This window comes from Ensifer adhaerens, from assembly GCF_002940685.1.
In the GTDB taxonomy this organism is placed as follows: domain Bacteria; phylum Pseudomonadota; class Alphaproteobacteria; order Rhizobiales; family Rhizobiaceae; genus Ensifer; species Ensifer adhaerens_E.
On the sequence record NZ_PNFP01000003.1, the window covers coordinates 390,193 to 405,347 of the forward strand.

Here is a 15,155-nt window from a genome sequence, read left to right on the forward strand (position 1 = left end):
TAGCGAGCTGGCACTTTGGAGCAGCTCATTCATTGTTGTTTGCGCCTCACGGCGCGAAACAGTGCAAGGCGGCTGTCGAGACAGAACTGGAACTACACGTCCTTGAGGCAGGGGGGATGATCCCGTTGATTCTCAAGAGAACCTTGAAGAACTGCGGCTCGAACTCCTGAGGGCCGATAAGTACCTTCACCCGTCTATCTAGTCGCACCCGAACACAGCAGCGCCTGTCGACAGCAGCCAACGAGCATGTCAAATTCTCTCGCCCATGACGAAGCCAACTGCTCCGCCCTTGTGCGCAGGGGCTAAGCGCCGCTGCCCCACGGGCCGTGGTGGCTGTCGGCACCGTCGATACGGTCGAAGCCATGAGCGCCGAAGAAGTCGCGCTGCGCCAGAGTTCGCCTGCGGTTTGATCGGTCAAGTACTGGTGCGAAAAGGCTCAGCTCGCTCGAGCAAGGCGATCACGACCGTGCAACCTCCCTGCCAAGCCGCAACACCTCAGCGATCAACAAGCTGAGGTCTTCCGCGCGCGTGCGATGGTTACAGATCGCCGCGCGCAAGCAGTGTCTCCCCCGGATCGTCGTGTCGGAGAGCGCTGCCACCCCGGTTTCCTGCAGGCGCAGCATGATCTCGAGATTGATCTCTTTCAGCCGCTCCTCGCTCAGACCTTCCGGCGCATAGCGGAAGCAGACGATGTTGATCTCGGGCTCGGTGATAAGCTCCAGCGGCGGATGCGCGCGCACAAGGTCGGCGAGGTAGGTGGCCTGTGCGATGTTCTGGTCGATCAGCCGACCGAACTTGGCAACGCCGTGTTCCATCAGCGCCATCCAGACCTTGAGCGCCGAAAAGCCGCGACTGGTCTGCAGATTGAATTCGTGAAGCCACGGACCGGAGGCGATGCCGCGCGGCATGCCCTGCAGAAATTCCGGCGATACAGCGAAGGTCTCCCGATGCTTCGTCCGGTCGCGGACGAGCGCAAAACCGACCTCGAACGGGGCATGCAGCCATTTGTGCGGGTCGAGAGCGACGGAATCGGCCCGTTCGATACCCTTTACGCGCCAGGCGTTCTCAGGCGCGATCGCCAGCAACGCGCCGATACATCCGTCCACATGGAACCAGAGATCCTCCTCGGCGGCGATCCCGGCCAGGCCGGTGAGATCGTCGACCGCGCCGGAATTGACCGTACCAGCCGTGCCGATGACACAGGCGGGTCTGAAGCCTAGCGCGCGATCCTCGGCGATTGCTGCGCGCAAAGCCGCAAGGTCGATCCGGTAGCGGCTATCGCTCGGGATCCGTCGCAGTGCCTTGTTGCCGAGGCCGAGCGTTTCGACCGCCTTGCGGTGGCAGGAATGAACCTGGTCTGAAGCGTAGAAACGCAAGGGCTGCTTGAGGGCTGCAACCCCCTCCTCGCGCAGATCGATCCCCGCCATGGCGTTTCGAGCGACCGTCAGCCCGATAAGATTCGCCACCGAACCGCCGCTGACCAGCGTACCGCTCGCCGTCTCGGGAAAGCCGATCATGTCGCGCAGCCAACCGACGACCTGCTGGTCGACGAGGGCTGCGGCATGGCGGCCGCCGCCAAGGTTGGAACCCTGGACCGCAGCAAGGAAATCGCCGAGTGCGCCGGTGAAGTTGCCCGAGCCCATGTACCAAGACCAGAACCGCGGGTGGATGTTGCCCATCGGATAGGCGAGCACCGTGTCCTTGACCAGGCTGTATACGTCATCGATCGGCGTCGGTTTATCCGGGACCGGCGCACGAAACAGTGCCTCGGCCTCCTCCGGCAGCGGCCGCCAAACCGGACGCTGGCGCACCTGGCCGACGTGCTCGACGGCGTCGTCGACCACCCGGTGGGCGAGCGCCGCAATGGACGCCCAGTCCGGCGGGTCGAGGGTTTCGGCAGGGGCCAGATTTTCCGGCCGCTTCACCGATCCTTCGCTCCAGTCCAGCGATTGCGCTTCCATTGTTTCCTCCCTCTACTCGGCTGCGAGCTGGAAGCCGGGCGTGGAGCGCGACAGCTCCATCTCCTCGGCATCCATGTCCGCGGGGATCGTTTCGAACAGCGGCGTCGACAGGTAGCGCTCGCCGGTGTCAGGCAGCATGCAGAGGATCACCGAGCCTGCTGGCGCGCGCTCCGCGATCTGGCGCGCAACGCCGAAGGTTGCGCCGCCCGAAACGCCCGTAAAGATGCCCTCCTTCTGGGCAAGCGCCTTTGCCCATTCCAGCGCCTTCGGACCGGCGATCGGGACGAGTTCGTGATAGTAGTGGCGATCGATCGCCTCCTGCAGGACATCCGGTATGAAGTCGGGTGTCCAGCCTTGGATCGGATGTGGCTCGAAGGCCGGGTGGCTTGCTGCCGGTGCACCGCCCGTGCCGCGCTGCTGCACATGGCTGCTGCCGAGCAACTGCGCGTTGGCGGGTTCGGCAAGCACGATCTTCGTCTCCGGCCGTTCGCGGCGCAGAACACGGGATACGCCGACGAGCGTTCCCCCTGTGCCGTAGCCGGTAACGAAATAGTCGAGGCGGGAGCCGGCAAAGTCGTTGACGATCTCCTGGCCGGTCGTCGCTTCATGGATCGCGGCGTTGGCCGTGGTCTCGAACTGCCGGGCGAGGAACCATCCGTTCTTCTCGGCGAGCTCGGCCGCCTTGCGATACATACCGAGACCCTTCTCCGCGCGCGGCGTCAACACGACCTTGGCGCCCAGCATGCGCATCAGTCGGCGACGCTCGACCGAAAAACTATCGGCCATCGTGACGACGAGCGGATAGCCCTTTTGCGCGCAGACCATCGCCAGTCCGATACCGGTGTTGCCACTGGTCGCCTCGACCACGGTCTGCCCAGGCTTCAGCTTGCCGCTGCGTTCGGCCTCCTCGATGATCGCAACCGCCAGCCGGTCCTTCACCGACGAAGCCGGGTTGAAGAACTCAGCCTTTACATAGATGGTTGCGTTCTCGACGCCGAGATTGTTGACGCGGATCGACGGCGTGTCGCCGATCGTCTCCAGCACGCTGTCAAAAAGCCGCCCGCGGCCGCTCGTGGTTCTCTGTCCTGAATTCGTGGGCATGGGTTCTCTCACTCTTCCGGATGCCAGGTTACGCAAGCGATGCTAAAGTGCGGGCGTGGGAGCCCGCGTGGGAGTGCGCATGGAAACGGATGGCCCGGACGTGGATTTTTCGGCGCCGGAGCTGGAACTGCGGCTCCTCGGACCGATGAAACTCTTGCGCCGTGGCGTGCTCGTGACCCTGCCGCCGTCGCGCAAGGTCCGCGCGCTGCTCGCCTATCTGGCGCTCACGCCCGGTCCGGTTTCCCGTGAGCGGCTCTGTAATCTGCTCTGGGACGGGCCGAGCGATCCGCGCGGAGAATTGCGCTGGAGCCTGAGTAAGCTGCGATCGCTCATCGACGCCGATGGCCGCAGGCGCGTGATCGCCGCGGGCGACGAGATTTCGCTCGACCTTGGCAACTGCGATGACGTCGACGTGCGGCGCCTCAAAGAGGCAAGGCGGCGCGGGATCAACAACCTGGATCTGCCTACGTTGCGAACGATCGCTGAGCGATGCGGCGGCGACCTCCTTGAAGGCGTCGACATCGACAACTGTCCCGCCTTCGCACACTGGCTGACGTCGCTCAGGAGCGAATTTCGTCTCTACGCGCTGGAGATTGCGGCAGAGATCGGCAGGAGAACACCTGTCGGTAGTGAGGACGGCTTACCGGCGGCCCGGCAATGGCTTGAGCGCGCGCCGCTCGACCCCGGAGCCAATATCCGTTTCCTTTCGGAACTGTTCCACCGGCGAATGACCGACGCCTGCGATCGGCATCTCCATACCGCGGCACGCCTCTTTGCCGATGAGGGCGAGGACTTTCAACCGGTCCGCGCGGCATGGGTGCATCTCCAGCGCCCGCCTCGGCAATCGGCCGTCACGATCAATTCGGAAGGCAGCGGACCGGTCGAGCCCGTTCAAATGGCGGCCTCACGCCGCGCCTCGATCGCCGTCATGCCGTTCCGCGATCTTTCCCCTGGCCTGGCGGGCCAGCACGATTTGGGCAGCGCGATCGCGCATGACGTCATCAGCAAACTCGCGCGCTTGCGCAGCCTTTTCGTCATTGCCCGTGGCTCTGTCTTTGCCATCGCGGACGAAGGGCTCGAACTGCAGGAGATTGGTCGCCGCCTTGGCATCGACTACATCGCGACCGGCTTCCTCGAGCGACACGATCACGGAATAGGCGTGACGGTGGAGGTTGCCGAGGCGGTAACCGCCCATATCATCTGGACCGAGCGCTTCGAGGCCCGCTCTGCGGAGCGCTTCGCCCTCGTCGACGAGGTCGGCAACAGCATCGTCTCGTCCATCGCCGCCGAAATCGAGAACGAAGAACGCAACCGGGCGATCCTGAAACATCCAGACTCGCTCGATGCCTGGGAGGCCTATCACCGCGGGCTCTGGCACATGTTTCGCTTCACGGCCGAGGAAAACGCCCGCGCTGCCGAGTTCTTCCGCCAGTCGACCCGCCTCGATCCGACCTTCTCGCGCGCCCATGCGGGGCTCTCCTTCACCCATTGGCAAAGAGCGTTCCAGCGCTGGGGCGACCGCGAAGCAGAGACCCGGGAGGCGCTCAGGGCCGCCGGGCAGAGCCTGCTGGTCGACGACCAAAACCCGGCTGCGCACTGGTCGATGGGGCGTGCCCTTTGGTTGACCGGCGATCACGACCAGGCAGTGCGCGAACTGGAGCACTCCGTCCATTTGAGCCCCAACTTCGCGCTTGGCCACTATGCACTCGCTTTCGTGCATTCGCAGTCCGGCGACCCTGCAGCGGCGATCGCCGCTTCCGATCATTCACGTCTCTTGAGCCCCTACGATCCCCTGCTCTTCGGCATGCTCGGCACTCGGGCGATCGCCCTCATCCGGCTCGGCGCCTTTGAGGAAGCGGCCAATTGGGCCGTCAAGGCGGCCGCCCGCCCGAATGCACATGTCCACATCCTGGCGATCGCCGCCCACTGCCTCGCACTCGCCGGACGCCTCGGCGAGGCCCGCGGCTACGCCGCCCGCATTCGCCTCCAGAACCCGAACTACCGAACGGACAACTTCCTCGACACCTTCCACTTCACGCCCGACGTCATCGCCCGATATCGTGAGGCGGCGGCCTTGATCGGGCTTGCGACCTGAGTGATCGGACAGAACGGGTTCGAAGAGCCAGGGGCGGCTATCGCCTGCCTGCGGATCCAGTATTGTTCGGCGGCCTCCAAGGTAGGATTCGGGCACCTGCAGAATGCCACTGGGGAACGGATTTGATGTCGGATCATGATGCGTAAGAAATCGACCTGCTGATCATTGCAAGCTTTCGACAGCTGACGGGCCGAAACCTTATCGACCCGGCGGCGAGTAGCAGATGGCTCTACGAGAGCGCGCCGTTCGCCGTCCTTGCGCACGATCGATCCGATGATCCTCGCTTCATTTACGCCAACAAAACCGCCCAGGATTGCTTCGAGTATAGCTGGGACGAAATGGTAGGGATGCCTTCGCGCCTTTCTGCGCAAGCCCCTGAGCGCGAAGAAAGGCAGCGCTTTCTGGAGAGCGTTTCTTCCCAGGGGTTCATCGACAACTATCGCGGCCTTCGCATCGCGAAATCCGGGCGCAGGTTCTGGATCGAGGAGGCGACCGTCTGGCAACTTGTGCGCCCCGGCGGCGAATGTTTCGGTCAGGCCGCCGTCTTTCATAGGTGGAAAGACCTGTAACGCAGCACCTAATCTTCGCCACGGGACTGCGGCGCTCCTTCAAGGAAATCTACGTTTCCAGCCTCGGGGCGCCACTCTTGTGTGATTGCCGCTGGGTGGTTCATCGGCTCGCGGAATAAGCGTTAGACTCATCGTCCGTTCGGACTTTGCCCCTACCTTTGCCGACCATCACAGAAGGCTGTAGCGCGCAAGGATTTCGGCGATCTGATCGTCCTGTTCCTTGTTCGGCAGCAGCGCCGGCTGACGGCTCGCGCCGACTGAAGCGTCCTGCAGAAAGAGGGCTCGCTTGACCATGGCAGGAGCAAAGCCCAGCGCATAGAGATCGGTTCGGAAGGCGGCAAAGGTCGCCTGTTGCTTCTCTGCCTCGGCAATGTCGCCGGCATTGAAGGCCTTCAGGATGCGGGAAAGCACCTGCGGCATGGCATTGCCAAGGCCCGAAATGCAGCCGGCGGCTCCGTTCTCAAGCGCCCAGAGCACGAGATGGTCAGGACCGGAATAGACTTCAAACCCCTCGACCTCCTTGGCAACCTTCAGATAGGCCTCGAGCGTTTCCTTTGCACCACCCGAATCCTTGATACCGGCGATATTGCCGTGGCCCGCGAGCGTGCGGGCGGTCTCCGGTTCAATGTGGTTCTGCGTGCGAGCCGGAATGTCGTAGAGGTAGACGGGCGTCTTCACGGCATCGGCCACGATCGAGAAGTGGCGGATAAGACCATCCTGCGTGCAGGCGATGAAGAAGGGCGTGATCACGGCAATGCCGTCGACGCCGATGCGGTCGAATTCGCGCGCAAGCTTCAGCGTCTCGAAGGTCGCCGGCATGCCGGCATTGACGATCACCCTTACACGGCCGCCGACCTCGTCGACGACTTCTTCGGTGAGCCGGACCTTCTCCTCGAAAGTAAGCGCGGAAAAGTCACCATTGGTGCCGGCGCACATGATGTTGTTGCCGGCTTCCACCTGGCGACGGACCTGGGCGCGCGTGGCCTTGTAGTTGATCGTTTCGTCCTCGTTGAAGCAGGTCACGAGCGCGACATAGGCTTGTTTGGTCATTCGATCGTCCTTTGAATGAATAATCTCGCGTCTCAAGAGGCGCGCTGGAGACGGGCGGCGCGGTGCTCGGCCTGAACGTCGGGATCGGGGTCGAGGCCGGCCGCAAGCAGCGCGCGCGTATAGTCTTGCCGCGGCGTCTCGAACACGTCGCGCACGGTACCGAGTTCGACGACATTGCCCTTCTGCATGACCATGACGTGGTCGGCGAAATCGCGAACCACCGGCAGGTCATGGGCAATGAAAATAAACGCGATACTCATTTCCTTGCGCAGCTTGTCGAGCAGGGCGATCACCTGAGCCTGCACCGAGACGTCAAGCGCCGAAACGGCCTCGTCGCAGATGATCAGTTGCGGTTCGAGTGCGAGTGCGCGGGCAATCGCAATGCGCTGGCGCTGGCCGCCAGAGAACTGGTGCGGGTAGCGGCCCATGTGTTCCGGGCCAAGCCCCACCTGCATCAATAGTTCGGCCACGCGCTCGCGCCACCGCGCCTTCGGCAAGATATCCGGATGGATGACCCAGGCCTCGGAGATCAGCTGATAGACCGTCATACGCGGATTGAGCGATTGCGTCGGATCCTGGAACACCATCTGCAGGTCCCGGCGCAGCTTGTAGAGTTCGGCCGGAGACATGGTGAAGAGATCGCGGCCCTTCCACAGGGCTTTGCCGCTGTCCGGTTCGTCGAGACGCAGCAGGATGCGCGCAAGCGTCGATTTGCCGGAGCCGCTCTCGCCGACGACCGCCATCGTCTCGCCGGGCATGAGGTCAAAGGAAATGCCCTTCAGCGCCTCGAAGGAACCATAGCGCTTGCGCACGTCGTGGACCGACAGAACGGGCTCGACCCGGGCGGCTGGCGCGTGCATGTCACCCTTGCCGGGGGCTGCCGCAATCAGCTTTTTCGTGTAGGGATGCTGCGGATTCTTGTAGACCTCACGCACGGTACCGGTCTCGACCAGCACGCCCTTTTCCATCACCACGACGCGGTCGGCGACTTCCGCGACAACACCTAGATCATGGGTGATGATCAAGATCGCCATCCCGGTCTCTTGCTGCAACTCCTCGAGGAGCGCCAGCACCTCGGCCTGAACAGTGACATCGAGCGCCGTCGTCGGCTCATCGGCGATCAGCAGATCCGGGCGAAGCGCAAGTGCCATGGCAATCATCACGCGCTGTCGCTGGCCGCCGGAAAACTCGTGCGGATACTTGCCGAGCGAGCGCTCGGGCTCGGGAATGCCGACCCGTGTCAAAAGGCGCAGCGCTTCCGAGGCAGCCTTGGCGGCGGCGGTTCCGTGGGTTGTGAGCGCCTCGCGGATCTGCCAGCCGACGGTATAGACCGGGTTGAGGTGGCTGAGCGGATCCTGAAAGATCATCGCGACCCGGCGTCCGTTCACCTGGCGCCGCTCATGCGCCGGCATCGTCAGCAGGTCGACACCGTCGAGCAGGATTTCTCCCGAACTGATCCGGCCGGGTGGCATATCGATCAGGTTCATGATCGCCGACGAGGAGACCGATTTTCCGGACCCGCTTTCGCCGAGGATCGCCAGCGTCTCGCCGCGGTCGAGGTGATAGGAGATGTTGCGGACCGCCTTGACCACGCCGACGGCGGTGTGGAACTCGACCGAGAGGTTGCGGACTTCCAGCAGATGGTCAGCCATTCTTGTGACCCTTCATTTCGAGGCGCCAACGCTGCACCGGATCGAGCGCGATGCGCAGCCAGTTGGAGAGCAGATTGAGCGACATGGTCGTGAGAATGATGGCAAGCCCCGGCCAGAAGGACAGCCACCACGCATTGGTGAGGTATTGCCTGCCTTGCGAGATCATCAGGCCCCAGGTGATTTCGGGCGGCTGGATGCCGATGCCGAGGAAGGACAGCGCGCTTTCGGCGAGCATGACGTAGGCGAAGTCGAGCGTCGCAAGCGTCGTCAAGGTCGGCAGAACCACAGGCAGGATGTGACGGAAGAGGATGCGGTTCTTCGACGCGCCCATCACGCGTGCCGCCTGGACGAACATGCGCTCGCGGATTTCCAGCACCTCGGCGCGCGTCGTCCTGAGATAGACCGGAATGCGGGTGATCGCGAGAACCAGCATCAGGTTGAGGATCGACGAGCCGAGGATGTAGAGCACGATCACCGCGATCAGCAGCGACGGGAACGACATGATGACGTCGGCAAGGCGCATGATCACCTGATTGACGCGCGGCGAAGAAAAACCGGCAATCAGGCCGAGGAACGTTCCGGCGACCGCGGAAAGAGCGACGGCACCGGCCGCGACCATCAGCGTGTTCTGCGTCGCGACGATGATGCGGGCAAGCAGCGGCCGGCCGAGCGCGTCGGCCCCCATCCACCAGACCCATCCGCGTTGCCAATCGAAGGGGGCGGCGTTGCGCCCGCGCAGGTTCTGCTTGGTTGCAAGGTCCCCGAGCCAGCTTGGCCCGATGATCGCAAGGATCAGGATGAAGACGAGGAAGATCACCGCACAAAGGGCAAACTTGTCGGCGAGCAGCATGCGCCACATCCGCGTTACGAAAGGCGGCTCTTCGAGGATGACGCTGTCGTTGGTCACAAGGGTCATGGGCCGTCTCCTCAATGCCGGATGCGCGGATCAAGCAGCGCATAAGCAAGGTCGATCAACAGGTTCATCAGGAAGATCGCCAGCGCCGTGACGAGAATGGCGGCAAGCACGACATTGAAATCGCGCTGCAGGATGGAATCGATCATCAGCTTGCCAACGCCGGGAAAGCCGAAGATCGTTTCGACGATAACAGCACCGTTCAACAGGCTTGCGGCCTGGTCGCCGAGCACCGTGATGACCGGCAGCATGGCGTTGCGCAAGGCGTGCACGAAGATGATGGGACCGGATTTGACGCCCTTGGCGCGGGCCGTCTTTACATAGGCCGAGGAAAGCGCGCCGATCATCGAGCCGCGCACCACCTGGACGATGATGCCGAAGGGCCGGATGAACAGAACCGCGATCGGCAGGATCCAGTGCAGCAGCGAACCCGTTCCCGACGTCGGCAGCCAGGCGAGATTGACCGAGAAGACGACGATCGCGACGATCGCAATCCAGAAATCAGGAACGGAGGCGCCGATCAGCGAAATGACGGAGGCGAGCCGGTCGAAGAAGCCGCCGGCGCGGAAGGCGGCAAGCGAGCCGACGACGATCGCAGCACCGGCAACCAGCGTCATGGTGATGACGGCAAGCCAAAGCGTCCAGGTGAAGGCTTCGAGCACCACGTCCAGCGCCGGGCGCGCCTTGCGCAGGGACTCGCCGAAATCACCGGTGACGACGTCGCCGACATAGCGCGTGAACTGCACCAGCAGCGGATCGTTCAGACCGTGCAGTTCGCGGAACTGCTCCTTCATTTCGGCGGAAGCCTCGACCGGCAGGAACAAAGCCGCCGGATCACCCGTCAACCGCGACAGGAAGAAGACCATGACAAGCAGCCCGACGAGCGAAATCAGACTGGCCACGGCGCGTGTTCGAACGAATTTCAGCATGGCGCCCTCGAAATCCGGCGATGGGATCATCCCACCGCCTTGATTGCTGTTGGTCCGGCGAACCTCGTTCGCCAGACCCGTTTACTTGCCAGAGCCAGTTTACTTGATCTTGATCTCGGAAAGCTGCAGCGTTCCGTTGGTGGCCATTGTCGGCTTGAAATCCAGCCGTTCCGATACGCGGGAGAAACCGACCATGTGGAACAGGAGGACATCGGCGACGACATCGTCATGCACGTAGGCGATCAGTTCGGACCAGAGCTTGGCACGTTCCTCGCCGACGGCAGCCGATGCGCGCTTGATCAGATCGTCAACTTTCGGATCGGAAAAACCGGACTGCGTGCCGTCGGTCGCATACTTGAAGAACATCGAGAATGACGGATCACCCTTGGAGTTGTCGTGCATGGCGGCGACGATCTGAGGGCCGCGGCCTTCCTTGAACGGCTTCGAGTAATACTGCTCGTGCTCGGCGACCTCGACGAACTTCAGGTCGACCTTGAAGCCCACTTCCTGAAGCTGTGCCTGGATGGCTTCCATGATTTCGGTGACGTTCGGGAAGTTGGCCGAGCGCGCGATGATGGTGATCGGCGTTTCGACCTTCACGCCATCGGCCTTGGCTTCCTCAAGCAGCTTCTTTGCGCCTTCCGGATCGTACGGAAAGACCTTCACATCGGGGTTCCATCCAAGTGTCGGCGGCGGCACGATCGCGGTGGCGAGCAGCGCACTGTCGGGAACGAGCGTGCCGAGGAACGCCTGCCGGTCGATCGCGACGTTCAATGCCCGGCGAACGCGAACGTCGTTCAGTGGCTCGATATTATGGTCGATGCGCAGATAGACGGTCTCGCTGTCGAGATAGGAGAAATCCGTCGCCGGATTGGTGGCGTCGAGCTGCGAGATCGACGGCGACAGATCGGCCTCACCGGTCTGCACCATGGCGGCGCGCACCGACGGATCGGCGCGGAAGAGATAGGTCGCTTCGGTGACCTCAGGCTTCGTGCCCCAATAGTCGTCGCGGCTCGTTAGCACGATCTGCTGGCCCGGTGTCCAGTTGGTGAGCTTGTAGGGACCGGTACCGACCGGCTCGCGGATGAATTCGAGCGGCGTTTCCTCAGGCACGATCGTGACGAGAGACATCAGGAGCGGAAGGATCGGCTGGACCGGATCGGCGCTGAAATCGATCGTGTAGTCGTCGACGACGGTTGGGGTCACCGTGATGCCGCCGAAATAACGACGCGACTCGCAGGTGTTCTTGTCGCTCATGATGCGGTCGAAGCTGTGCTTGACATCCTTGGCGTCGAAGGTCGTGCCGTCGGAGAACTTGACGCCCTGGCGCAGGTGAAAGCGCCAGCTGCCATCCTCATTCTGTTCCCATTTCTCGGCAAGCCTCGGCATGACGCCCTTTTTGTCACGAACATCGAGCTCCGTCAGCGTCTCGCTGACGTTCTGCATGATGATACGGCCGATGTTCGAGCGCGTGGCCATGCAGGGTTCAAGCAGATCAGCCTCTTCGGCCAGCACGATCTTGATCGGACCTGACCCAGCAAAAGCAGGCGACAGGGCAGAACTCAGCATGAGTGCACTCAAGACAAACAGTTTCTTCACGGCATTTCCTCCCTAGTGAAATTCGTTCAGCCGGATGTTGCTTTTCCGGATCGCGCGGCGATCAGCGCCGCAAAACCAATGAGTCCGCCGCCACACAGCGTGGTGAGGGCAATGTTCTCGCCAAAGAGCGCAAAGCCTCCGAGCGCCACCAATGGCAGGCGCAGGAAATCGACCGGCGCGACAATCGTTGCGGGGGCGAGCGAGAAGGCATGTGTCATCATACCCATGCAGGCTGTGCCGACGACACCTTGAAGCGCCAGCAGCGACAATTCCTTCGCGCCCGGCATGCTCCAAAAAGGAAGTGCAAAGAGAAGCGCGATCGGGACGGTCAAGAGAAGGTTCCAGACGACGAGCGTCGCGGTCCTGTCGCCCTTGGACATCGACTTCAGGATCAGCTGAATGGCGGACTGCAGCACCGCGCCGACGAGGGCGAGCAGAATGGCGAGACTGAAACCGGCGCCAGACGGACCAACGATCAGCATTGCACCGGCAAAGCCGAGCGCCACGGCACCGATCATGACAGGACCAGGCCGCTCGCCCAGCGTCAGGGCCGCGCCCAGCAGGACGAAGATCGGCGACATGAAGGCGATCGCGGTCACATCGGCGAGCGGTCCCCAGCTGAAGGCGGCGAAGAAGGCGACCATGGCCAAGAGCTTGAAGCCGGCGCGCACCGCATGCTGACGCAGCGGATGACTTGAACGCAGGAGCGACGGACGCAGGGCCACCCAGGGCAAAAGAATGACGGCGCCGAAGAAGGCGCGGAAGAAGCCGATGACGAAGGGATGCACGGCGCCGTTCAAGGCACGCACGATCACCGCGTCGGCCGCCGCAAGAGCTGCTGCACCTATCGCAAAGATCACGGCCATCCTGGCCCCATGAGGGCCGGCGCTTCCCGGCATGAAAACCTCCTCCCCGGCATCCTCTTGCCGGCTTGACATGACAATCTCCTTTTCACACAAATTTGTCAAACAATTTCGTTATGTAAAATTTCGCCAGCACTCCTTGCATTATTTTATCACGTAATTTCAATATTTTAACAAAACATAATCTGCCACAGCGGAATTATGATAACATAATAGAACTTGACAACTTTGTAATTTTGGCGATTTTCGAGAGCAAGCAGGAGGAGCCAATGACCCCAGAGGAAATAGCCCGCAGCATGGATGGCGCGCTCAGACCCGTGTCGCCGACGCGCCACGAGGCTTTGCTGCCTTCGCCCATGGTGCAGAACCACGCCGCATTCCTGCATCTGCTTTCGGACGGTGCGCTTGCCTGCGCGTGGTTCGGAGGCACCCTTGAGGGCAAGTCCGACATTTCGATTTTCGCCTCGGTGCTTCCAACGGATGCGACAACGTGGGGGCCACCTCAACGCCTGAGCTTCGACCCTGCTCATTCGGAACAGAACCCGGTGCTCTTTACGGCTCCTGACGGCCGGCTCTGGCTCTTTCACACCTCCCAGCCTTCCGGAAACCAGGATGAGTGCCGGATCCGCATGACCGAGATCCGACGCCACCCGTCCGACCCATCGACGCTCACCGCTGATGAAGGCCGCTATCTCGATCTGCCGCGCGGCTGCTTCGTCCGCGCACCTCTGGTGGTGCGCGAAGACGGCGCGTGGCTGTTGCCGATCTTCCGGTGCATCCAGCGCCCCGGCCAGAAATGGAACGGCAGCCATGACACTGCGGCCGTCGGCATTTCGCTTGATCAGGGCGAAACGTGGCGTCTGGAGGATATCGACCAGTCGATCGGCTGCGTGCACATGTCGCCTGTTTCCTTTGGCCACGGACGCTTTGCAGCCCTCTTCCGCCGTCGGCAAGCCGACTGGGTCTACAGAACGGAAAGCCTTGATGGCGGCCGCACCTGGTCGGCGCCGGAAGCAAGCGATGTACCGAACAACAATTCCTCGATCGCCGCCGTCCGCCTGGGTGACGGCCGGATCGCAATGATCTGCAATCCCGTCAGCGCCGCAGAGTTCACGGAGCGGCGCGCCTCGCTATACGACGAACTCGGCGAGGAGGACGACCGCCCGGATGCAAACCCGGAAGGCGGCTGCGTGCCGGTCTGGGGTGTGCCGCGGGCGCCCGTTGCACTTTGCCTGTCCGAAGATGGCGGCAAGACCTTTCCTGTCCACCTGCTGATCGAAGACGGCCCCGGGACCTGCCTCTCCAACGACTCGACCGACGGTCGCAACAAGGAAATGTCCTATCCCTGGCTGATCGAGGGGCCGGACGGGACCATGCACCTCGCCTACACCTATCACCGGCGCGCCATAAAATATGTCCGCCTGGCCTCTGGCTGGGACCGCGCCGACGCACGGAGACTTTCATGAGCAACATCATCGGCATCACCATGGGCGACCCATGCGGCGTCGGCCCCGAGATTTCAGTCCGCGCGCTTGCGGAAATGCCTGAGCAGGAGCGCGAGAGCATCCGCATCTACGGGAACTTGGCAACACTTGAGGCGGCGCGCACGGCACTCGGCCTTACCGTCGACCTCACGCCCTACGTCGTCGACCTGCCGATCGAAGGCGCGCCGCTTCCCTGGGGCAAGCTCAGCCCGGTTGCCGGCGACGCCGCATTTCGCTTCATCGAAAAGGCGGTGCGGGACGCCGAAGCCGGCGTCATCGGCTGCATCGTCACTGCACCGATCAACAAGGAAGCGCTGAACCTTGCCGGCCATCACTATGACGGCCACACCGGGATGCTGCGCAGCCTGACCGGTTCCAAGGCAGCCTACATGCTGCTCGCCTCCGAGCGGCTCAAGGTCATCCATGTCTCGACGCATGTCTCGCTTCAGGAGGCGATCAGACGTTCGACGACCGAGCGCGTGCTTGCCACCATCAGGGCTGGCGACGCGCATCTGAAGCGCATCGGATATGCGGCGCCCAGAATCGCGGTCGCCGGCGTCAACCCGCATTGCGGCGAGAACGGCCTTTTCGGCACCGAGGATGACGATGAGATCGCGCCGGCGGTCAAGGCCGCACGGGCGGAAGGCATCGACGCCCATGGTCCGATCTCCGCCGACACCGTGTTCCATCGCGCCTATTCGGGCGGATTCGACCTCGTCGTCGCCCAGTATCACGACCAGGGACACATCCCGGTAAAGCTCGTCGCGTTCGACACCGCCGTCAATGTTTCAGTGGATCTGCCGATCGACCGTACCTCGGTCGACCACGGCACGGCTTTCGACATCGCCGGCAAGGGCATTGCCAACCACGGCAACATGAACTCCGCGATCGCCTACGCCCGCAAGTTGGTGTCGGGCGCAGCCAAGCGAGGATGACGCC

Annotated in this window: 12 protein-coding genes; 4 read left to right on the top strand and 8 right to left on the bottom strand. The window is 62.7% G+C overall.

Going from position 1 to position 15,155, the window contains the following annotated elements:
* Positions 1-458 precede the first annotated feature (458 nt).
* Both C1A35_RS07825 and C1A35_RS07830 read right to left on the bottom strand, forming a co-directional pair.
* The gene (locus C1A35_RS07825) at positions 459-1,961 is read right to left on the bottom strand and encodes a pyridoxal phosphate-dependent decarboxylase family protein (protein ID WP_104663774.1); all 1,503 of its coding nucleotides are present in this window, start codon (positions 1,959-1,961) and stop codon (positions 459-461) included.
* 12 nt (positions 1,962-1,973) lie between these two features.
* Positions 1,974-3,062 (bottom strand): PLP-dependent cysteine synthase family protein, encoded by a 1,089-nt coding sequence (locus C1A35_RS07830; protein WP_104663775.1) that lies wholly within the window; start codon positions 3,060-3,062, stop codon positions 1,974-1,976.
* A gap of 79 nt (positions 3,063-3,141) precedes the next feature.
* Here C1A35_RS07830 and C1A35_RS07835 point away from each other — a divergent pair, with 79 nt between their 5' ends.
* Positions 3,142-5,157: a transcriptional regulator gene (locus C1A35_RS07835; RefSeq protein WP_104663776.1), complete on the top strand. Its 2,016-nt coding sequence runs from the start codon at positions 3,142-3,144 to the stop codon at positions 5,155-5,157.
* A gap of 149 nt (positions 5,158-5,306) precedes the next feature.
* Positions 5,307-5,726: an MEKHLA domain-containing protein gene (locus C1A35_RS07840; RefSeq protein WP_104663777.1), complete on the top strand. Its 420-nt coding sequence runs from the start codon at positions 5,307-5,309 to the stop codon at positions 5,724-5,726.
* A gap of 168 nt (positions 5,727-5,894) precedes the next feature.
* On the opposite strand, the gene C1A35_RS07845 is transcribed toward C1A35_RS07840, so the two are convergent.
* The 6 genes from C1A35_RS07845 to C1A35_RS07870 all read right to left on the bottom strand — a co-directional run bounded on the left by C1A35_RS07845 (position 5,895) and on the right by C1A35_RS07870 (position 12,807).
* Positions 5,895-6,776, bottom strand: a complete 882-nt coding sequence (locus C1A35_RS07845; RefSeq protein WP_104663778.1) for a dihydrodipicolinate synthase family protein — start codon at positions 6,774-6,776, stop codon at positions 5,895-5,897.
* Positions 6,777-6,808: 32 nt separating this feature from the next.
* On the bottom strand, positions 6,809-8,428 hold the full coding sequence (locus C1A35_RS07850; RefSeq protein ID WP_104663779.1) for a dipeptide ABC transporter ATP-binding protein: 1,620 nt from the start codon (positions 8,426-8,428) through the stop codon (positions 6,809-6,811).
* The gene (locus C1A35_RS07855; RefSeq protein ID WP_104663780.1) at positions 8,421-9,344 is read right to left on the bottom strand and encodes an ABC transporter permease; all 924 of its coding nucleotides are present in this window, start codon (positions 9,342-9,344) and stop codon (positions 8,421-8,423) included. The genes C1A35_RS07850 and C1A35_RS07855 overlap by 8 nt, the downstream gene beginning before the upstream one ends.
* Positions 9,345-9,355: 11 nt before the next feature.
* Complete coding sequence (locus C1A35_RS07860) at positions 9,356-10,270, bottom strand: ABC transporter permease (RefSeq protein ID WP_104663935.1); 915 nt, start codon at positions 10,268-10,270, stop codon at positions 9,356-9,358.
* A gap of 99 nt (positions 10,271-10,369) precedes the next feature.
* The gene (locus C1A35_RS07865) at positions 10,370-11,839 is read right to left on the bottom strand and encodes an ABC transporter substrate-binding protein (protein ID WP_440271509.1); all 1,470 of its coding nucleotides are present in this window, start codon (positions 11,837-11,839) and stop codon (positions 10,370-10,372) included.
* Positions 11,840-11,895: 56 nt separating this feature from the next.
* The gene (locus C1A35_RS07870; RefSeq protein WP_234822826.1) at positions 11,896-12,807 is read right to left on the bottom strand and encodes a DMT family transporter; all 912 of its coding nucleotides are present in this window, start codon (positions 12,805-12,807) and stop codon (positions 11,896-11,898) included.
* Between the two features lie 194 nt (positions 12,808-13,001).
* Here C1A35_RS07870 and C1A35_RS07875 point away from each other — a divergent pair, with 194 nt between their 5' ends.
* Together C1A35_RS07875 and pdxA are read left to right on the top strand one after the other, a co-directional pair.
* Complete coding sequence (locus C1A35_RS07875) at positions 13,002-14,198, top strand: sialidase family protein (RefSeq protein WP_104663782.1); 1,197 nt, start codon at positions 13,002-13,004, stop codon at positions 14,196-14,198.
* Positions 14,195-15,151: a 4-hydroxythreonine-4-phosphate dehydrogenase PdxA gene (pdxA, locus tag C1A35_RS07880; RefSeq protein ID WP_104663783.1), complete on the top strand. Its 957-nt coding sequence runs from the start codon at positions 14,195-14,197 to the stop codon at positions 15,149-15,151. The genes C1A35_RS07875 and pdxA overlap by 4 nt, the downstream gene beginning before the upstream one ends.
* The last annotated feature ends 4 nt before the right edge of the window (positions 15,152-15,155 follow it).